Source organism: Kitasatospora sp. NPDC051170 (genome assembly GCF_044455705.1).
In the GTDB taxonomy this organism is placed as follows: Bacteria; Actinomycetota; Actinomycetes; order Streptomycetales; family Streptomycetaceae; genus Kitasatospora.
The window spans coordinates 172,178-190,401 of record NZ_JBITFA010000018.1 but is presented as its reverse complement, the minus strand read 5'-3'; the positions used below and the strand labels follow the sequence as shown (position 1 = coordinate 190,401).

General features: G+C 74.3%; 19 protein-coding genes. 8 read left to right on the top strand and 11 right to left on the bottom strand.

What is annotated here, in order from left to right:
* The first annotated feature begins 315 nt into the window (after positions 1-315).
* Together ACIBCA_RS31770 and ACIBCA_RS31765 are read left to right on the top strand one after the other, a co-directional pair.
* On the top strand, positions 316-1,668 hold the full coding sequence (locus ACIBCA_RS31770) for a cytochrome P450 (protein ID WP_396286514.1): 1,353 nt from the start codon (positions 316-318) through the stop codon (positions 1,666-1,668).
* Positions 1,669-1,865: 197 nt separating this feature from the next.
* Complete coding sequence (locus tag ACIBCA_RS31765) at positions 1,866-2,609, top strand: rhomboid-like protein (RefSeq protein WP_396286513.1); 744 nt, start codon at positions 1,866-1,868, stop codon at positions 2,607-2,609.
* A gap of 7 nt (positions 2,610-2,616) precedes the next feature.
* Here ACIBCA_RS31765 and ACIBCA_RS31760 read toward each other — a convergent pair whose 3' ends face one another.
* A complete protein-coding gene (locus tag ACIBCA_RS31760; RefSeq protein ID WP_396286512.1) occupies positions 2,617-3,204 on the bottom strand; it encodes a DUF421 domain-containing protein in 588 nt (195 codons plus the stop codon).
* Between the two features lie 306 nt (positions 3,205-3,510).
* On the opposite strand from ACIBCA_RS31760, the gene ACIBCA_RS31755 reads away from it, so the two are divergent.
* A complete protein-coding gene (locus tag ACIBCA_RS31755; protein ID WP_396286511.1) occupies positions 3,511-3,747 on the top strand; it encodes a hypothetical protein in 237 nt (78 codons plus the stop codon).
* A 27-nt stretch (positions 3,748-3,774) separates the two neighbouring features.
* Here ACIBCA_RS31755 and ACIBCA_RS31750 read toward each other — a convergent pair whose 3' ends face one another.
* On the bottom strand, positions 3,775-4,554 hold the full coding sequence (locus tag ACIBCA_RS31750) for a LysR family substrate-binding domain-containing protein (RefSeq protein WP_396286510.1): 780 nt from the start codon (positions 4,552-4,554) through the stop codon (positions 3,775-3,777).
* 58 nt (positions 4,555-4,612) lie between these two features.
* Between ACIBCA_RS31750 and ACIBCA_RS31745 the strand changes: the two genes are divergently transcribed.
* Positions 4,613-5,041, top strand: a complete 429-nt coding sequence (locus ACIBCA_RS31745; protein ID WP_396286509.1) for a DUF5997 family protein — start codon at positions 4,613-4,615, stop codon at positions 5,039-5,041.
* 371 nt (positions 5,042-5,412) lie between these two features.
* A complete protein-coding gene (locus ACIBCA_RS31740) occupies positions 5,413-6,144 on the top strand; it encodes a hypothetical protein (protein WP_396286508.1) in 732 nt (243 codons plus the stop codon).
* Between the two features lie 24 nt (positions 6,145-6,168).
* Here ACIBCA_RS31740 and ACIBCA_RS31735 read toward each other — a convergent pair whose 3' ends face one another.
* The 8 genes from ACIBCA_RS31735 to ACIBCA_RS31700 form a co-directional block, all read right to left on the bottom strand.
* Complete coding sequence (locus ACIBCA_RS31735; protein WP_396286507.1) at positions 6,169-7,548, bottom strand: nucleotide disphospho-sugar-binding domain-containing protein; 1,380 nt, start codon at positions 7,546-7,548, stop codon at positions 6,169-6,171.
* A gap of 39 nt (positions 7,549-7,587) precedes the next feature.
* Positions 7,588-8,361 carry an SDR family NAD(P)-dependent oxidoreductase gene (locus ACIBCA_RS31730; RefSeq protein WP_396286506.1) on the bottom strand — a complete coding sequence of 258 codons (774 nt, stop codon included), beginning with the start codon at positions 8,359-8,361 and terminating at the stop codon, positions 7,588-7,590.
* Complete coding sequence (locus ACIBCA_RS31725; protein ID WP_396286524.1) at positions 8,358-8,825, bottom strand: SAM-dependent methyltransferase; 468 nt, start codon at positions 8,823-8,825, stop codon at positions 8,358-8,360. Before ACIBCA_RS31725 ends, ACIBCA_RS31730 begins: the two co-directional genes overlap by 4 nt.
* A gap of 109 nt (positions 8,826-8,934) precedes the next feature.
* Positions 8,935-9,777, bottom strand: a complete 843-nt coding sequence (gene nadE / locus ACIBCA_RS31720) for an ammonia-dependent NAD(+) synthetase (protein ID WP_396286505.1) — start codon at positions 9,775-9,777, stop codon at positions 8,935-8,937.
* A 143-nt stretch (positions 9,778-9,920) separates the two neighbouring features.
* Positions 9,921-11,813 (bottom strand): ATP-dependent zinc metalloprotease FtsH, encoded by a 1,893-nt coding sequence (ftsH, locus tag ACIBCA_RS31715; RefSeq protein ID WP_396286504.1) that lies wholly within the window; start codon positions 11,811-11,813, stop codon positions 9,921-9,923.
* Between the two features lie 204 nt (positions 11,814-12,017).
* Positions 12,018-12,656, bottom strand: coding sequence for a disulfide bond formation protein DsbA (locus ACIBCA_RS31710; RefSeq protein WP_396286503.1), 639 nt, complete (start codon positions 12,654-12,656; stop codon positions 12,018-12,020).
* 90 nt (positions 12,657-12,746) lie between these two features.
* Entirely contained in the window at positions 12,747-14,342 is a 1,596-nt protein-coding gene (locus ACIBCA_RS31705) for an alpha/beta hydrolase (RefSeq protein ID WP_396286502.1), read from the bottom strand.
* A 158-nt stretch (positions 14,343-14,500) separates the two neighbouring features.
* On the bottom strand, positions 14,501-15,160 hold the full coding sequence (locus ACIBCA_RS31700; RefSeq protein ID WP_396286501.1) for a DUF6461 domain-containing protein: 660 nt from the start codon (positions 15,158-15,160) through the stop codon (positions 14,501-14,503).
* A gap of 248 nt (positions 15,161-15,408) precedes the next feature.
* Here ACIBCA_RS31700 and ACIBCA_RS31695 point away from each other — a divergent pair, with 248 nt between their 5' ends.
* The 3 genes from ACIBCA_RS31695 to ACIBCA_RS31685 all read left to right on the top strand — a co-directional run bounded on the left by ACIBCA_RS31695 (position 15,409) and on the right by ACIBCA_RS31685 (position 17,327).
* Positions 15,409-16,008 carry a DUF4328 domain-containing protein gene (locus tag ACIBCA_RS31695; protein ID WP_396286500.1) on the top strand — a complete coding sequence of 200 codons (600 nt, stop codon included), beginning with the start codon at positions 15,409-15,411 and terminating at the stop codon, positions 16,006-16,008.
* A gap of 141 nt (positions 16,009-16,149) precedes the next feature.
* Positions 16,150-16,641, top strand: coding sequence for an HPP family protein (locus ACIBCA_RS31690; protein WP_396286499.1), 492 nt, complete (start codon positions 16,150-16,152; stop codon positions 16,639-16,641).
* A 116-nt stretch (positions 16,642-16,757) separates the two neighbouring features.
* Positions 16,758-17,327 carry a DinB family protein gene (locus ACIBCA_RS31685; RefSeq protein ID WP_396286523.1) on the top strand — a complete coding sequence of 190 codons (570 nt, stop codon included), beginning with the start codon at positions 16,758-16,760 and terminating at the stop codon, positions 17,325-17,327.
* A 56-nt stretch (positions 17,328-17,383) separates the two neighbouring features.
* On the opposite strand, the gene ACIBCA_RS31680 is transcribed toward ACIBCA_RS31685, so the two are convergent.
* Positions 17,384-18,145, bottom strand: a complete 762-nt coding sequence (locus ACIBCA_RS31680) for an enoyl-CoA hydratase-related protein (RefSeq protein ID WP_396286498.1) — start codon at positions 18,143-18,145, stop codon at positions 17,384-17,386.
* Positions 18,146-18,224: the final 79 nt, after the last annotated feature.

Below are 18,224 nucleotides of genomic sequence, written 5' to 3'. Positions count from 1 at the left end.
AGGAGGGAGTCCATGCGGTGGGGGCACCTCCCGGCCGAAGGCTGGGGGACATCGGCGACTGACGAGAAGCCGGCGAGGTGCGTGCCCCGGCGGCGCCCGCCCGGCAAGATCCGAAAGAGAGGGCCTAGGGCCCGGGCGGTGCGAGGCACAGACCCCACCGGCCTGGGGCGCGCGGAGGTCGGCCCCGCGCCCCCGCGCTCACTCCGGCCGCCGGTCGGCCCCCGTTTCACGGACCCGCTCCGGGAAATGCACCCGAGCACGAACCGACCCCGCCCACCGACCCCACCCGCCCCACCACCACCCGAGGCGACGCCCGTGCCCCTCCCGCACACCTCCACCGCACCGCACTTCACCACCGCCGACGCCCCCGGCGCGCTCCCGCTCCTCGGGCACGCCCTCGCGTTCCTGCGCCGCCCGTACGCGTTCGTCGCGGGCCTCGCCGCCCACGGCGACCTCGTCCGGCTGCGGCTCGGCCCGCTGGAGGCGTACGTGGCCTGCCACCCCGAACTCGTCCACACCCTGCTCACCGACGACCGCACCTTCGACAAGGGCGGCGTCATCCTCGACAAGGCCCGCGAGGTGATGGGCCAGGGCCTCGCCACCTGCCCGGCCGCCGCCCACCGCCGCCAGCGCCGGATGCTCCAACCCGCCTTCCAGCGCGGCCGGTTGCCCGGCTACGCCGCACTGATGTCCGAGGAGATCGACGCCACCACCGCCCCCTGGAGCGAGGGGGACGTCATCGACGTGCCCGCCGCGATGTACCGGCTCACCACCGCCGTCACCGCCCGCTGCCTCTTCGCCGCCCACGAGCGCGCCGGCGAACTGCCCGTCCACCGCTGCATGGACGAGGTCTCGCGCGGAGTCGCCCGCCGGATGACGCTCCCGCTGCCCGGCGTCGACCGGCTGCCCACCCCCGGCAACCTGCGCTTCCGGCACGCCCGGCGCGACATGCTGGAGATCACCCGCCGCCTGATCGCCGACTACCGCGCCGACGGCACCGACCACCACGACCTGCTCTCGATGCTCCTCGGCGCCCTCGACGAGGACGGGCGGGGCCTCACCGACCCCGAGATCCACGACCAGGTCGTCACCTTCCTGCTCGCCGGCATGGAGACCACCGCCGCCACCCTCTCCTGGGCCTGGACGCTGCTCGCCGCCAACCCGGCCGTGCGCGAGCGCCTCCACAGCGAACTCGACACCGTCCTGGACGGCCGCCGCGCCCGCCACGAGGACCTGCCCCACCTGCCGCTCACCGCACGCGTCGTCTCCGAGACCCTGCGGCTCTACCCCGTCGCCTGGCTGCTCAGCCGCACCGTCGCCACCGACACCGAACTCGCCGGCCGGCGCCTGCCCGCCGGCACCACCCTGCTGTTCAGCCCCCACCTCCTGCACCGCCGAGCCGACCTCTACCCCTGCCCCGACCGCTTCGACCCCGACCGCTGGCTCACCACCAGCCGCCCCGTCCCCGGCACCTACCTGCCCTTCGGCCTCGGCGCCCGCCGCTGCATCGGCGACGCCTTCGGCACCGCCGAAGCCTGCCTGGCCCTCGCCACCATCGCCTCCCGCTGGACGCTCACCCCCACCCCGGGCCGCCCCGTCCGCCCCGCCCGCCGGGCCTCGATGACCCCCCGCCCCTTCACCGCCACCCTCGCCCGCCGGGCCAGGTGATCCGCTTAGGGAGCGTCTTGCCGATCCCCCCGGGGCCGCGACGCCGGGGCACGCACCTCGCCGGCTTCTCGTCAGTCGCCGATGCTCCGCATGGACTCCCTCCTCGGCACCGCCGATGCACGCACCCCAACGACGCGGCCTGACCCGGGCTGACCGACAAGACGCTCCCTTCAGGCGCACCCGGTAGCGTGCCGGGCATGACCCCACCCGATGGGCGGCGCCGGCCCCTGCCCCGGCTGCTCCACTTCCTGCGGACGTATCCGCGCCGCTCGCCGCTGACCCTCTGCTTCGTCGTTCTGCTCGCCGTCGGCCACTTCTGGCTCCAGGACCACCTCTCCCCCGAGCGCGCCGACGACCTGCGCGCGTACGTCAGCACCAACCTGGACAACCTGCCCGACCACCCCGTCCGGGCCATGATCGGCAGCGCCCTGCTGTACGACGGCACGCTCACCGACGTCACCGACCCCGGCTTCGGCGGCACCCTGATCACCCTGGGCCTGGGCGTCTGCGGCTGCCTGGCCTGGGTGGAACGCCGCTGGGGCTCCCTGCGGGCGCTGGGCGTCTTCCTCGGCGGGCACGTGCTCGCCACCCTGCTCACCGCCGTGGTCATCCTGTTCGCCCTGCACCAGGAGTGGTACCCCGAGGACGTCCGCGCGGCCTCCGACTACGGCATCAGCTACGGCGCCCAGACCGTCCTCGCCGTCGCCGTGCTCGCCGTCCCCCGCTGGGCCCGCCTGCCCTGGGCGGCCTTCGTGGTGGCCTGGCCGCTCAGCGGGGACTCGGAGTGGCCGGGCCCGCTGCCGGACTTCACCACCGTCGGCCACCTCCTCGCGGCCGCCCTCGGCTTCGCCCTGGCCGCCGCCACCGCCCGGGCCCGCGCCCGTACGGCCGCCCGTACGGACGCGGCGGCCGAGGCGACGGAGACCGCCGCGACGCGTTAGCGCCTGTTCAGCGCCTGCCCTGCCCGCCCTGCTGCTCGGTCAGGGTGGCGAGCAGCCGCTCGATGGACTCCAGGCGCTGCCGGAGCTCCTCCACGTCCCCCCGGGTGGCGGACTGCTCGGCCGCCTTCAGGGTCACCAGCAGCTGCCCGTCCGGCTCCAGGCGGGCGCGGGCCACATCGCTGACGTCGTCGCCGTTCTGCAGCCGGATCGCGTGCTCCAGCTCCGACGGCCGCAGCGCCAGCTCGCGCAGCGCCCCGGGCACCAGCCTGCCGTCGCGCACGACGGTGGTGGGCGTGCCCTCCAGCAGGCGGGCGGCGCGCGGGTCCCGGGCCAGCCAGCGAGTGACGCCGGAGTTGACCACGATCAGGGTGACGGCCCCGATGGTGCCGCCCAGCAGGCTGTTGTCGTTGCCGATGATCGCGTTCTGCACCACGTTGGAGAGCAGGAACACGACCACCATGTCGAAGGTGTTCAGCCCGGCCAGCCCGCGCTTCCCCGCGAGCCGGAACAGGACCAGGATCAACGCGTAGACCGCGACCGTGCGCAGGATCTTCTCGACGATCGGGATCTGGACGACCACCAGGTCATGCCACACGGCCGCGCTCCTTTCGAGGGTCCACCGGGAACCCGCCGAATGTACCGCCGTCCCGCCGTACAGGTCGGCAGGCGTCCGGAGGCGCGAGGCCGGCGGACTGTCAGGGCCCGGACATTGCAAGAACTGTCCGGAAGCGGATCGTCAGTCCGTCAACCAAGCCCGTGACCTGCGCCGTCACGGGATCACCGCACGGCTTCCGGTCGGAATTGGTCTCTACCATTGCCCTTCCTCCACAATCGGAGGAGGCTCCTCGACGAAGCGCGGGGGCGCGGACCCCCGCGCACGCCAATGGGAGGAAGACCACTCATGTCGCTTCGCAAGGCATTCTCCGCCGCGGCCGTCGCCGGGCTCGTGGCCGGTGGCGCCCTGATCGCCGCCCCCGCCGCCCAGGCCTCCACGTACACCTACGTCGGCATCTACCCGACCGCCGCCGCCTGCCACGCGGCCGGCCAGGCGTACGTCAACAGCCACCAGGCCATCGTCTACTTCTGCGACACCACCACCGAGACGGGCCCGGCGCGGCTCTCCGTGGTCCTCTCCTGAGCAACGGCCGTCGGCGAGCGCTGGGGCCTATCCGCGCCGCTTCGGCTTGCCCCGGCCCTTCTGCGCGGCGCCCTTCTGCGGCTGCCCCTTGCCCTGCGGCTTGCCCGGCGCCTTGCCCTGGCCCCTCGCCTGCTGCGGCTTGCGCGGCGCCGCCGCCTTCTTCTCCGGCTGCGGCTGCGGCTGCCCGGCCCCGCGCCCGCGCGAGCTGTTGACCGTACGGCCCCGGACGATCCCGATGAACTCCTCCACCAGCTCCGTGGTCCGCTCCTGCAGCCAGGACAGCGCCACCTTCGACTGGGCCGCCTCCGGAGCGGGCCGGTACGTGAGGTCGCGGCGGTGGTGCAGCCGGGCCAGCGACTGCGGGACGAGCAGCACGCCGACATTGGCCGCGACCAGCTCGATCGCGTCCGCCGTGGTCGCCGGCCGCTCGACGGCCGGGCGGCCGGGCAGCGTCCCGGCCGTGTACCCGAGGGTGTCGTCGAGCGGGTGGAAGACCACCTCCTCGGCCAGGTCCTCCAGCGCGACCTCCTCGGCCGCGGCGAGCCAGTGGTCCTTGGGGAAGACGACGACGGTCGACTCCTCGTACAGCGGAATGGCGCTGAGCACGTCCTTGTCCACGGGCAGCCGGATCAGCCCGGCGTCCACGCCGCCCTCGCGCACCGTCCGCTCACCGTCCGTGGAGGGCACGGCCACCAGCTCCAGCGGAACGTCCGGGAGCCGCTCCCTCCAGACCCCGACCCACTTGCCGGGAGTCACACCCGGGACGTACGCGAGCCGGAACGACGGGTTCACCTGCATGTCTGTCACGGGGCAAGGCTACCGATCGTGACCGGAAGTGCCCGCCGGCTCCCTTACCCTTGTTCGTATGACACCGCTCAAGCAGAAGACCAGCCAGACCATGAAGCCGGCCACGGCGGCCAAGAAGCTGGGGATCCACCTCGCCGCGGCGCCGACCGACTTCCAGGAGGGCGTGGTCTCCCGCGAGGAGCTGAACGCGCTGCAGTCCGAGCCGCCGCAGTGGCTCCAGGACCTGCGCCAGAACGGGCCGCACCCGCGCCCGGTCGTGGCCGCCAAGCTCGGCATCACCATCTCGGGCCTGGCCCGCGGCGGGGTGACGGAGGCGCTCACCACCGAGGAGATCGAGGCGATCAAGGCCGAGAACCCGCTCTGGCTCCAGCACGAGCGTGCCAACCAGGTGGACGTCCGCAAGGAGACCGTCCGCGTCAAGGAGAAGCACGCCAAGGAGGCCGCCGAGAAGGCCGCCAAGGAGGCCGGGGCCGCGAAGGGCCGCTGACGGCTCCTCCCGCACCGAAGGTGCCGACGTCCGTTTCGTACGGGCGTCGGCACTTTTGTGTGCGCGGGCGGATGTCCGGGCTTGCGTCCGGATGTGCGTCCGAGCGGGCGTCCGGGCGGCGTCCGGGCGTGTGCGCGGTTCGTCGTGAGCGCGACACGCGGGAGGGGGTCGGGGGTCGCGGGCGACGGGTCGGACACGAAGGGGTGGCGAAACGATTCCGTACGCCCGCTCCGGCCTTCGAGCGCCGTCCGGTCAGCGGATACGGCGTCACTCCTTCGGCCCTGTCGACACGGTAGTGTCCGCTGACGCGGCCTCCGTCGACCAGCGCGGTCGGTCGTGCAGCCACACCGCAACGACCTGGAGGAACTCCCGTGCCGGCTCCCGTCCGCGCCGCCCTGGCCATAGCCGCGGCCGCCCTGCTCGCCGCCGCCACCGCAGGCTGCTCGTCCGGCGGCCACAGCGCCAAGCCGGCCGACGCCAGGACCGGCGCCGCCCAGTCCGGGGCGGCGGCCGCCGCCCCGCCCGCGCAGGCCGCCGCGATCGTGACCGGGCCCGGCCCGAAGAGCTCGTACGACGTCCAGCCGCAGCCCGCCGCCGACAGCTGCCACTACCGCTACACCGCCGACAAGCAGCCGCTGCCCGACCCGAACTGCACCCCCGGCGCGATCAGCCCGGCGGTCAACCAGGGCAACCTCAACGACACCATCTGCAAGCAGGGCGGCTACACCTCCACCATCCGCCCGCCGGCGAACATCACCGGCAAGGAGAAGGCCGAGAACGCCAAGTCCTACGGCTACACCGGGCCGATGGGCGACGCCGAGTACGACCATCTGATCAGCCTTCAGCTCGGCGGCGACCCCAACGACCCGCGCAACCTCTGGGTGCAGCCGCCCTCCCCCGACCACGTGCCGGGCAAGGGCCCCAACAACCCGAAGGACTCCGTGGAGACCCACATCCACACGGCGATCTGCAAGAACCAGACCACCCTGGCCGCCGCCCAGCAGGCGATCGCCACCGACTGGACGACGGCCGAGGCCAAGCTCGGCATCGCCAAGACCGGTGCCGCCGCGCCGAGTTCGGCCCCGGACGGCGACGGCGAGTAGCCCCGCAGGGATGACCTGCCGGGGCTACAGGGACTCGACCAGCTCGGCGATCGCGTCGAACGGCCGGTACCGCTCCAGCTCCTCGCGCAGCGCGCGGGCCCGCTCGCGGTAGCGGCCGTCCTCGAGCACCTCGCCGACCGCCCGGTCCACGGCCCCGGGCTCCGGGCGGCCGGTGCGCAGGTCGATCCCGACGCCCGCCCAGCGCACCCGGGCCGCCACCTCCGGCTTGTCCTCGCTCGCCCCGGCGACCACCAGCGGCACGCCGTGGCGCAGCGCGTTCTGCACCCCGCCGTAGCCGCCGTTGCTGACCAGCACGTCGGTGAGCGGCAGCAGCTGCTCGAACGGGACGTACCCGGCGGCCACGGTGTTCTCCGGCAGCCGTCCGCCGAGCAGGCCGGTCAGCTCCCGGGGCCCGTCCGGGCGGCCGGTGGCGGCGACCACCAGCACGTCCCGGTCGGCCAGGGCGGTGACGGCCGGGGCGAGGAGCGCGCCGAGGTCGTCGTTGGCGAGCGTGCCCTGCGTCACCACGACCACCGGACGGCCCTCGGACAGCCGCGCCCACCAGTCGGGCAGCGGCTGCTCCCCGCTGACGATGTCGCCGCCGGGACCGCCGACGGTTCCGCCAGCGGTCCCGGCGGCGGTCCCGGCGGCGGTCCCGGCGGCGGACGGCAGCGCGCCGATCAGCCGGAAGGTCTCGGGGGCGTCGCTGCGCGGATACTCGAATCCGGGCACGGTCAGCTGGAGGTAGTGGTCCGGCACGGTGACCGGCGCCAGCCCGCGCGGGCCCTCGGGCAGACGCACGCCCAGCTGGTCGAACACCTTCTCCGCGTACCGCTGGAGCGGCTCGACGCGGCGCTCCGCCTCCTCCCGCAGCCTGCGGTTGCGCTCGCGGCCCTCCTCGCCGGGCAGCGGGGTCAGCGCCAGCCCGAAGGGCGCGGTGTCCACGCTCGGCAGCATCGCCGGCGTCACCCCGAGCCCGATCAGCGCCGGGCGCTCGGCCCTCGGGCGGCTCAGCGGCAGCGCCAGCACGCCCTGCACGAAGGCGTCCGCGAGGACGGCCTTCGCCGGGAAGTCCTCCAGCAGGGCGAGCAGAGCCCGGTACTGGTGCGGGATCGGGTCGGTGAAGATGTGCCGGGCGTCGAAGGCCAGCCGCTCGGGCCCGGGTGTCAGGGCGGCCCGGCCGGGGAAGCTCGCGTCCAGGTCGCGGTCGTCGAAGTCCGCCTCCGGGGGCAGCGCGACGAACCGCACCCCGGCCCGCTCGGCCGCCCCGGCGAACCGGGCGCCGCCGAGGAAGACCACCTCGTGGCCCCGGGCGGCGAGGTCGGCGGAGACGGCCAGCACCGGGCCGGTGTGGCCGTGCGCGGGCATCGCGGTGGTGATGATCCTGGACACTCGGGTGGACACGCGGGCTCCTCGGGTCGTTACGTCGTCCCGATCATCGTGTCATCTCCCGAGAACGGCACCGCCGTTGAGGCCGATCACCTGGCCGGTGAGGTACCCGGCGGCCGGGGAGGCGAGGTAGGCGACGGCCTTCGCGACGTCCTCCGGGGTGCCGGCGCGGCCGACCAGGGTGTCCGCGACCTTCCGGGCGTGGAACTCCTCGGACCAGTCGTCGCCGAAGATCTCGGTGTCCTGCACGTAGCCGGGCGCGAGCACGTTCACCGTGATGCCGTCCGGCCCCAACTGCCGTGCCAGCCCGAACGCCCAGCCGTGCAGGGCGGCCTTCGCGGCCGCGTACGCACCGGCGGAGTGCGGTCCCGCGCCGCCGCGCTGGGCGGCCGCCGAGCTGATCATCACCAGCCGCCCGCCCGGGCGGCGGAGCCCGCCCTGCAGGGCGGTGGTCAGCAGCACGGCGGTGAGGAGGTTGGCGTCCAGGTCCCGCCGCCAGGCGTCGGCCAGGGCGGCCAGGCTGCCGTCGGCGGGCGGGGTGATGACGGAGCCTGCGTTGTTCACCAGCACGTCCACCGGCCCGAGTTCGGCGATCCGCCCGGCCGCCGCCTCGACGGCGGCCGGGTCCGTCAGGTCCGCCGGCAGGGGCACCACCGCGCCCGGGCCGGTGTCGCGGGCGATCTCCCTCGCCGCCCGCTCCAGCACGGCCGCCCGGCGGCCCAGGACCACCACCCGGTGCCCGCTCGCCGCCAGCTCGGCCGCGATCGCCCGGCCGATCCCGCTGCCGCCGCCGGACACCACCGCCAGCCGGCGCCGCGTCATCCTCATGCCTCCGCGTCGTAGTAGTCGCGCATCAGTTCCACCGACCAGGCGGCCTGGCGCACGCGGCCGCGCGGGCCGAACTCCGCGAGGTACGGCTTGATGTCGAGCACCGGGGTGCCGTCCACCGCGTCCAGCCCGGTGACGTGGAGGTCGAGGCCGTCGACGCGGACCAGCTCGCAGCGCGAGACCCCGATCCGGTTGGGGCGGTTCTTGCCCCGCTGGGCGAAGATCCCCACCAGCGGCCAGTCGGTGTTGCCGCGCGGGTGCCGGGCGCCGGTCTCGATCCTGTCCTCGGGGACGCGGTCGAAGTGGTAGACCACCTCCAGGTGGGAGAAGTCCGCCAGCCCGTACAGCGCCTCCTCGCCGAACCGCTCCCCGTCGAGCCGGATCACGGCCCCGACGCTCCCCCAGAGGTCGTCCCGCACCTCGTCCCGCCCGCCGACCACCCGGGCCACCGGACGCACTGTCACCTCGTCCACGTACTCTCCCCCTCAGCCTCGTACTCGTCCGCCCGTCACCGTAGCGACGGCCGCCTCCGGGCAGTACGTGATCTTCGACACCCGGGGACGGGCGGGGCGGCTACGGCTGGACGGGGCCGATCGGCAGGACGCGCTTGTGGGCGGTGCGGCGGTAGTGGCCGATGACGGTCGCGGCGACGGCGTCGCCGACGGGACGGCCCTCCAGGAAGTCGTCGAGCTCCTCGTACGTGACGCCGAGGGCCAGCTCGTCGGGCTTGCCGGGGTCGAGGTCCTCCAGGTCGGCGGTGGGCACCTTCCGGACCAGCTCCTTCGGCGCGCCGAGCGACTCGGCCACGGCACGCACCTGGCGCTTCGTCAGCCCGGCGAGCGGGACGACGTCCGCCGCGCCGTCGCCGAACTTGGTGAAGAAGCCGACGGCCGCCTCCGCGGCGTGGTCGGTGCCGACGACGAGCCCGCCCTTGGCGCCGGCGGCCGCGTACTGCACGACCATCCGCTCGCGGGCCTTGACGTTGCCCCGGACGAAGTCCTCGTGGGCGTGGTCGCCGTAGGTGAGCCCGGCGGCGGCCAGGGCGGCGAGGGCGGCGTCCGTCGCGGGCCTGACGTCGACGGTCAGCACCTCGTCGGCCTGGATGAACTCCAGCGCCCGCTGCGCGTCGGCCTCGTCGGCCTGCACGCCGTAGGGCAGGCGCATGGCGCAGAACCCGGCCTCGTAGCCCTCCTCGCGCAGCCGGTCGACGGCGAGTCGGCACAGGCGCCCGGCGGTGGTGGAGTCGATCCCGCCGCTGATCCCGAGGACGAGGCTGCGGGCGCCCGCGCCGCGGACCTGCTCGACGAGGAAGGCGACGCGGCGCTCGGCCTCCTTCGCCGGGTCCTCGACCGCCGTCACGCCGAGGGCGCGGGCGATCTCCTGCTGGACGTCGAGCTCAGTGGTTCCGGACACCATGCACCCCGGTCTTTCGGTCTCACACGCTTGCGCGCTTGCACGCTGCTGACGACGGCGAGTATGCCAGGGCCGGTCCGGGGTGCCCCCGCCCCTCCCGGGCGGGCCGGAACTACGCCAGTAGTGGCACTACTGCAGTAGTGCCACTACGGATGTAGTGGCCCACCCGTCCCTCCCTCCGCCCCCTTGCGCAGGATCTCCAGCACCACCGCGCCGTCCACCGTCTCCCGCTCCTCCAGCAGCCGCGCCAGCTCGTCCAGCTGCCCCCGGTGCTCGCGCAGCAGGTCCACGGCCCGGCGCTCCGCGCGGCGCAACAGCCGGGCGACGGCCTCGTCGACGGTGCGCTGGGTCTGCTCGGAGTAGGGGCGGCGCAGCAGGTCCTCGGGGTTCTCGCCGAGGTAGCCGGGCGCGCCCCCGGCGTAGCCGACCGGGCCGAGTTCCGGGGAGAGGCCGAACTCGCGGACCATCCGGGTGGCGACGGAGGTGGCGCCGGCGAGGTCGTTGGCGGCGCCGGTGGAGCCCTCGCCGAAGACCAGCAGTTCGGCCGCCCGCCCGCCGAGGCGGACGGTGATGAGGTCGGTCAGGTAGCTCTCGCTGTAGAGGTGCCGCTCGGCCTCGGGCAGTTGCTCGGTGGCGCCGAGGGCGACGCCGGCGGGCAGGATGGTGACCTTGGCGACGGGGTCGGCGTGCTCGCACAGCGCGGCGACCAGGGCGTGTCCGGACTCGTGGACGGCGACGGCGTGCCGCTCGTCGGGCAGCAGGGCGTTGGAGGGTTCGCGGCGCCCGAGGAGCACCCGGTCGCGGGCGGCGTCGAGGTCCTCGGCGGTGATGGTGGCGCGATCGGCGCGGACGGCGTTGATGGCGGCCTCGTTGACGAGGTTGGCCAGGTCGGCGCCGGAGAAGCCGGGGGTGCCGCGGGCGGTGCGGTCGAGGTCGACGCCGGGGGCGAGGGTCTTGCCGTGGGCGTGGACGGCGAGGATGGCGGCGCGTTCGGCCTGGTTGGGCAGCGGCACGGTGACCTGCCGGTCGAAGCGGCCGGGCCGCAGGAGGGCGGGGTCGAGGGCGTCGGGGCGGTTGGTGGCGGCGATGACGACGATGCCGGTGCTCTGGTCGAAGCCGTCCATCTCGGAGAGCAGCTGGTTGAGGGTCTGCTCGCGTTCGTCGTTGCCGCCGATGCGGGAGCCGCCGAAGCGCCGGCCGCCGACGGCGTCGATCTCGTCGATGAAGACGATGGAGGGCGCGCGTTTGCGGGCGTCGTCGAAGAGGTCGCGCACCCGGGAGGCGCCGACGCCGACGAACATCTCGACGAATCCGGAGCCGGTCACCGACAGGAACGGCACCTCGGCCTCCCCGGCGACGGCCCGGGCGAGGAGGGTCTTGCCGGTGCCGGGCGGGCCGACCATGATCACCCCGCGCGGCCCCTTGGCCCCGGCGGCGGCGTAGCGCCCGGGACTGCGCAGGAAGTCGACCACCTCGCTGACCTCCTGTTTCACCCCCTCGTACCCGGCGACGTCGGCGAAGCGGGTGGCGGGCCGCTCGGCCTCGATGATCTTGGCGCGGGAGCGGCCGATGGCGCTGAGCCCGCCGCCGAGCGAGCGCGCGGCCAGCCGGCCGGACCAGAGGAAGAGCCCGCCGAAGAGCAGCAGCGGCAGGAAGAGCAGCAGGAGGGACCAGACGGAGCTGCCGCCGTTGCTGCGGCTGCCGGTGACGTTCACGTGCTGGTCGCCGAGGGACTTGCTGAGGCGGGAGGTGTCCAGGGCGGTGGGGATCTGGCTGGTGAAGTGGGTGCCGTCCTTGAGGGTGCCGCTGACGCCGCCGGTGTCGGTGATGTTGACGGTCTGCACCTGCCCGGCGTCGACCTTGCCGAGGAAGTCGCTGTAGCCGTAACCGGTGCCGCTCTTGCCGGGGCGGGAGAAGAGGACCAGCGCGAGCAGGGTGACCAGGACGGCGACGGGCAGCAGCCAGCGCCGCAGGTTCGACGAGGGCGTGGGCGGGGTCGAACGCGGGGGCGTGGGTGTGGGCGGCTTCGGTACGACCATCGACGCTCACCGCCTCCCGGGGCCGCGGAGACCTCCGTCTCCATGGTCGGCCCCCGGAACGGGCGAGGGCGACCCGGCGCTGCTCGCCGGACCGCCCTTTCGCGTCCATCGTGGTCCTACGTGGCCATTCGCGGTCCTACGTGGCTCGCGGTCCTACGTGGCCCTTCGTGGCCCTTCATGGCCCCCGACGGGGGCCGGGTGGGGTCAGGAGAAGTCCAGGTCCCCGGTGCGGGTGCGCTTGAGCTCGAAGAACTTCGGGTACCCGGCGAGCAGCCGCACACCGTCGAAGATCTTCACGGCGTCCTCGCCGCGCGGGATCGCCGTCAGGACGGGCCCGAAGAAGGCGACGCCGTCCACGTGGATGGTCGGCGTCCCGACCTCCTCGCCCACCGGGTCCATTCCCTCGTGGTGGCTCTTGCGCAGCGCGATGTCGTACGCGGTGCTGTTGGCCGCGTCGGCCAGCTCCTCCGGCAGGCCCGCGGCGACCAGGGCCTCGCGGATGACGGTCTCGTCCGCGGCGCGGTCCTCGTTGTGGAAGCGCGTGCCGAGCTCGGTGTAGAGCGCGCGCAGCACGTCCTGGCCGTGCTGCTCGGCGGCGGCGATGCAGACGCGCACGGGGCCCCAGCCGCGGTCGAGCAGCTCGCGGTAGCGCTCGGGCAGGCCCTCGCGGCCCTCGTTGAGGACGGAAAGGCTCATCACGCGGAAGTTGAGCTCGAGGTCGCGGTGCTTCTCGACCTCGAGGATCCAGCGGGAGGTGATCCAGGCGAACGGGCAGATCGGGTCGAAGTAGAAGTCGACCTTGGTGGGCTTGGCGGACGCGGTGTTCAGGTCTTCGTTGGTCACGTCCGCGAGCCTAGCGGGCGGAGTGGTCCGCTCGACAGAGCCAATCGCCATAGTGCTGGATGGGCCACTTCGGGAATAAATCCCGGCAGCTCAGCTTCCGCAGGTGGTGCCGTCGGTGGGGACGGTCCCGTCGAGCAGGTAGGCGTCCACGGTCTGCCGCAGGCAGGGGTTCCCGGTGTTGTACCCGCCGTGTCCCTCGCCCTGGAGGGTGACGTTCACGCCGACGCCCGGGCCGAGGCGGCCCGCCATCGCCTTGGCGCCCTCCACCGGGGTGGCCGGGTCGCCCGTCGTCCCGACCACCAGGACCGGGGCGGAGCCGGCGGCGGAGACCTCGGGGTGGTCCGTCTTCCCGGCGACCGGCCAGCCGGTGCAGCCGGTCAGGCCCCAGGCGGTGAACTCGCCGAAGACCGGGGACGCCTGGCGGAACTGCGGCAGCTGCTTCTCGACGTCCTGGTCGGAGTAGCGCTGGCGGGCGTCCACGCAGCTGATCGCGCGGTTGGCGGCGCTCAGGTTGGTGTAGTGCCCCTGGGCGTCGCGGCCGGAGAGCGCGTCGGCGAGCTGGAGCAGGGTGTCGCCGGAGCCCTTCTGCATCGCCTCGGTGAGGCCGACGGCCAGAGCGGGCCAGGTCTCCTGGCTGTACAGCGAGCCGGCGATGCCGGTGACGGCGAGGCTCTCGGTCAGCTGCCGCCCGCCGGTGGTGGGCAGCGGGGACTGCCGGAGCCTCCGCAGCAGGTCGGTGACCTTCGCGGTGCCCTCGGCGCCGCCCGCGCCGGTCGGGCAGGCGGCGGCCTGGGTGGTGGCGCACGCCTTCATGAAGTCGTCGAGGGCGAGCTGGAAGCCCTGGGCCTGGCCGAGCGCGGACTGCTGCGGGTCCTTGGTCGGGTCGACCACCGAGTCCAGCACCATCCGGCCGACCTGCCCCGGGAACAGGTGGGCGTAGACGCCGCCGAGCTGGGTGCCGTAGCTGATGCCGAAGTAGGAGAGCTTCGCGTCGCCGAGCGCCTGGCGCATCAGGTCGAGGTCGCGGGCGGCGCTCTCGGTGTCGACGTACGGCAGGACCTCGCCGGAGTGGCTCTGGCAGGCGGCGGTGAAGGCCGCGTTGGCGTCGTCCAGCGCCTTGACCCCGGCGGGGGTGTCGGGCGTGCCGTCGACCTCCGCGTTGGCGTCCATCCCCTTGTCGTCCAGGCACGTCACCCCGGCGCTCTCGCCGACCCCGCGCGGGTCGAAACTCACCAGGTCGTAGCGGGAGTTGAGGGAGGCGTACGTCCCGGCCAGGGCGGGCAGGGTGGCGACGCCGGAGGCGCCGGGGCCGCCGAAGTTGAACAGCAGCGAGCCGAGGCGGTGCTGCTCGTCCTTGGCGCGGCTGCGGATCAGCGCGAGGTCGATGGTGCGGCCGTCCGGCTTGGCGTGGTCGAGCGGGGCCTTGAGCGTGGCGCACTGCCAGTCGGCGGCGGGGGCGGTGCCGCCGCCCTGGGCGGTGGTGGGGGCGGCGCAGGCGTGCCAGTCCAGCGGCTGCCGCCAGGCGAGGGTGCCGCCGGAGGTGGTGGCCGCGGGGGGCGTCGGCGCGGGTTCGGCGGAGGAGGAACCGCCGCTCTGGCAGCCGGTGGCGGAGGCGAGCAGCAGGGCGGTGAGACCGAGCGCGCCGAGCGCCTGTGCACGTGGAGCTCCACGGACGGCGGTGTGCATGGGGCGGGTCCACCTCTCGGGCTGTGATCGCCGGCTGTGATCGTTCCGGCCCGACCCTAGGGGCGCCACCGCGCCCGCGCCCGCCGACGGCGCCCGACCGGGGGCGTGCGCCGCAACCCGTGCCACCGGCCGTACGGGTGCGGGCCGCCTGCGACGGCCTACAGCCCCATGCCCGGGGTGCCGCGCACGGCGTACGCCGGGAGCAGCAGCCCGCCCAGGGCGGCCCGCGGCAGGTCCAGCCCGAACCGGCGCTCGATCACGCCGAGGGAGCGGGTGCGCACGGCCGTGCGGTCCTCCTCCTGCGCCACGGAGGTGACCCCGTCCGCCTCCAGCACCCGGGCGGCCACCAGCTCCGCCAGCATCAGGTCGGGCTCCTGGCCCCAGCGCCAGCGCTCCTCCCCGAGGCCGAAGCCGCAGACCGCGGCGCCGTCGCGGGCGTAGTCGAACATCGCCGGCGGGTGCTCGGGCCTCGGGCGGTAGTGCACCACCTCGACGCCGTCGCGGGCTATCTCGGTGAGCCGGTCGGCACCCGTGGAGTCCCCGTACTCGATCGCGAAGGACCAGCCGCCCGCCTCGCCGACCCGCACCACGCCGTCCCCGTCCTCGCCGGGGCGGTAGGACTCGATGTCCAGCTCCCACGCCTCGGTGCCGCTGATCGGCTCCGTCCCGGCCGCCGGGTCGGCCCCCATCCGGCGGGCCAGCTCCAGCGGCGGGATGCCCCGGGCGAACACCACCCCGTCCAGGTCCCAGCAGACCCCGGCGAGCCACCGGATACCGTCCCCGGCCCCCACACCCTCGCCCTGCCCGACCTCGCCCATCGCCGCCGCCCTCCCCTGGCGCCGGCCACCACTGGCCGGGCTCCCCGCACCCTAGCCGACACCCCCGACACCCGGCGGCCCCTCGACCGACCTGCTACCGAAGGCCGACGACACACGAACTCCCATGGGACGCGGCCCCGTTCACCGCCATCGGTGCACGGGGTGTCAGTGCCTCCTGCTAGCGTCCCTCCCGCATCGGCAGAGCAGTCGGCGGCGCAGTCGGCGAACCGGCAGAACGGGGCGGACACATGGGGGAACTGACGCAGCGGCAGGTCAGGCCGCCCTCGAACCCGCGCGAGTCAGCGCGCGGGCTCCAGGTCGTGGGGGTGCTGGCCGCGCTCTGCTACACGGTGGGCCGGGTGGCGACCCTCGATCCGGGCCACGAGAAGCTGACGGGGGTCATGGGCCTGCTGTTCGCGCTCTTCACGCTCATCGCCATTCCGCTCACCGCGGTCTGGCTCCGCCGGGTGTGGGCGAACGCGGAGGCGATCGCCCCGGGCGTGCAGCGGTTCGGGTCCGGCTGGGCGATGGCGGGCATGCTGATACCCGGGCTGAACCTCGTCCTGCGCTGGCCGATCGTGCTGGGGCTCTGGCGCGCCAGCGGGGTGCGGGGCGGAGCGGCACTCGTGCACGCGTGGGCCGGAGCGGGCATCGCTTTCACGGTCGCGCACTTCGCGACCACGGGTTCCCACCTGAGCACGCCCGTCTGCACCGCCGTGGCGATCACGCTGGCCCACTCCGTGCTGGGCGTCCTGGTCATCGAGCGGATCACCCGTCGCCAGGCGGAGGCGCTGGAGTTCCCGCCCGAGTGGCCCGACGTCCCGGCCCGGGAGCCCGTCAGCCCGTGAACCGCCCCTCGCGGGCGGTGGCCGTGCGGTGTTCCCTCTCCTCGGGCTCGATTTGCCCCACAGGCAAATCATCCCACCAATTGCCCGACCTTCTGCCTATCATCTCCGGTACCCCGTCCCCCACCCGGAGCCGCTCACGCCATGCCCTCCCCGCAGCCCGCGACCGACCGCCACCCCCACCCCCTGCACGCACTGCGGGAGACCGTCTTCGCCATCGGCGCCCTGCTGATCCTGGCCGGAGTCGGGTTCCTGCTCCACCAGCCCCTGCTGATCCCGCCGCTCGCCGCCAGCGCGGCCCTGGTGCACGGCGCCCCCGGGCTGCCGATCTCCCAGCCCCGCAACCTGGTCGGCGGCCAGCTGCTCTCCGCCGTGATCGGTTTTGCCACCCTGGCCGTCACCGGCAGCACCGCCTGGGGCGCGGCGATAGCCGCCGGGCTGGCCCTGGGCGCGATGATGCTCACCCGCCTGCCCCACTCCCCGGCCGCCGCGACCGCCGTCATCGTCGTCCTCCAGGCGCCGCACCCCGTCCCCTTCCTGCCGCTGCTCCTGCTGGCGACGGGCCTCCTGGTCGCGGTCGGCCTCCTGCCCGGCCGCATCGGCGGACACCACGTCCGCTACCCGCTGTCCTGGTGAACGCCGAGGGCCGGGTCAACCGATCGGTCGACCCGGCGCCCGTACGGACGGGGCTGGTTGAGCCGGCGCCGATGCGGGCCGAAATCGGCTGGTGCCCCGGCCCCGCACCGACGATCATGTCCGGAATGAGCGAACAACCCACCCGCTGGACCCAGGCGACCGTCTACCCCGACATGTGGCTGGACCCGGCGGACGACCCGCGCGGCGCCGAGGGCCCCACCCCGGACGGCGAACTGCCCACGCTGCTCGACTACATCAACCACTTCCGGCTCACCCTGCGCCTGAAGTGCGAGGGCCTGAGCCCGGAGCAGCTGGCCCGCCGCTCGGTGCCGCCGTCCACGATGTCCCTGCTCGGCCTGGTCCGCCACCTCGCCGAGGTCGAGCGCGACTGGCGCAACTGGATCACCGAGGGCGAGCCGCTGCCGAAGATCTACGGTGAGCGGGGCGCCGACTTCGACGAGGCCGTGGGCGAACAGGCCGTCGTGGACGCGGCGTTCGCCGATCTGGAGCGCGAACAGGCCGCCACCGACGCCGTGTTGGCCCCCCACCAGGACCTCGGCGCCCACATCGGCCGCAAGCGGATCGCCGTCCGCGAGATGCTGGTGCACCGGATCGACGAGTACGCCCGCCACTGCGGCCACGCCGACCTGCTGCGCGAGTGCGTCGACGGCCGCACCGGCCAGTAGCAGTCGGCCGGTAGCAGCTGGCCGGTAGCAGCCGGCCATGAGCAGCGCCCCGGGGATCAGCGGTCCAGGAACCGCTGCACCCCCGCCCGGACGCCCTCGGTGGGGACGGCGGCCGCGAAGGCCGCCGCCTCCACCGCGAGGCCCTCGTCGATGGTCAGATTGACCCCCCTGGTCACCGCCCGCAGGCAGGCGGCCACGGCGGTGGGCGCGTGGCGGATGATGCGCTCCACCAAGTCCCGCGCCGCGAGCAGGAGTTCGTCCGCCGGGACGACGGAGTTGACCAGCCCGATCCCGGCGGCGCGGGCGGCCGGGATCGGGTCCCCGGTGAGGATCATCTCCAGGGCGCGCTTGCGGCCCAAATGGCGCGGCAGCCGCTGCGAGCCACCGAACGGCGGCGCGAAGCCCAGCGCGATCTCCGGCTTGCCGAACCGCGCGTGCTCGGCCGCGACCGCCAGCGGCGCGGCCTCGGTGATCTCGCAACCCCCGCCGTACGCCAGCCCGTTGACGGCCACGACGATCGGCTTGGGGAACTCCTCGATCCGCCGGGTCAGCGTGTGCCCGCGCCGGACGAACTCGCGCAGCGCCCGCTCCGGGCCGCCCGCGATGCTCTCCGCCAGGGAGGGGATGTCCGCCCCGGCGCTGAAGGCCCGCCGCCCGGCGCCGGTCAGGATGACCGCGCGCACGCCGTCCTCGGCCTCGATGCGGTCGAGTTCGGCGAGCAGCGCGTCGATCGTCGGATAGTCGAGGGCGTTGAGCTTCCTCTCGCGGTCGATGGTGAGGGTGACGACCTGCCGGTCCCGCTCGCTGCGGACGCTCATTGCTGCGCTCCCTGGCCTCTGGTGCTGCTCCCACTGCCGGACAGCGTCGACACTAGGAACTGCGGGCCAGGACAATCCA

What these genes read in the sequence shown, in the direction of transcription:
- ACIBCA_RS31695 (WP_396286500.1), top strand. Translation starts at nt 15,409, where the DNA reads ATGGGGGAACTGACGCAGCGGCAGGTCAGGCCGCCCTCGAACCCGCGC.
- nadE (WP_396286505.1), bottom strand. Translation starts at nt 9,777, where the DNA reads ATGGTGTCCGGAACCACTGAGCTCGACGTCCAGCAGGAGATCGCCCGC.
- ACIBCA_RS31745 (WP_396286509.1), top strand. Translation starts at nt 4,613, where the DNA reads ATGACACCGCTCAAGCAGAAGACCAGCCAGACCATGAAGCCGGCCACG.
- ACIBCA_RS31680 (WP_396286498.1), bottom strand. Translation starts at nt 18,145, where the DNA reads ATGAGCGTCCGCAGCGAGCGGGACCGGCAGGTCGTCACCCTCACCATC.
- ACIBCA_RS31755 (WP_396286511.1), top strand. Translation starts at nt 3,511, where the DNA reads ATGTCGCTTCGCAAGGCATTCTCCGCCGCGGCCGTCGCCGGGCTCGTG.
- ftsH (WP_396286504.1), bottom strand. Translation starts at nt 11,813, where the DNA reads ATGGTCGTACCGAAGCCGCCCACACCCACGCCCCCGCGTTCGACCCCG.
- ACIBCA_RS31705 (WP_396286502.1), bottom strand. Translation starts at nt 14,342, where the DNA reads ATGCACACCGCCGTCCGTGGAGCTCCACGTGCACAGGCGCTCGGCGCG.
- ACIBCA_RS31685 (WP_396286523.1), top strand. Translation starts at nt 16,758, where the DNA reads ATGTCCGGAATGAGCGAACAACCCACCCGCTGGACCCAGGCGACCGTC.
- ACIBCA_RS31765 (WP_396286513.1), top strand. Translation starts at nt 1,866, where the DNA reads ATGACCCCACCCGATGGGCGGCGCCGGCCCCTGCCCCGGCTGCTCCAC.
- ACIBCA_RS31700 (WP_396286501.1), bottom strand. Translation starts at nt 15,160, where the DNA reads ATGGGCGAGGTCGGGCAGGGCGAGGGTGTGGGGGCCGGGGACGGTATC.
- ACIBCA_RS31690 (WP_396286499.1), top strand. Translation starts at nt 16,150, where the DNA reads ATGCCCTCCCCGCAGCCCGCGACCGACCGCCACCCCCACCCCCTGCAC.
- ACIBCA_RS31730 (WP_396286506.1), bottom strand. Translation starts at nt 8,361, where the DNA reads ATGAGGATGACGCGGCGCCGGCTGGCGGTGGTGTCCGGCGGCGGCAGC.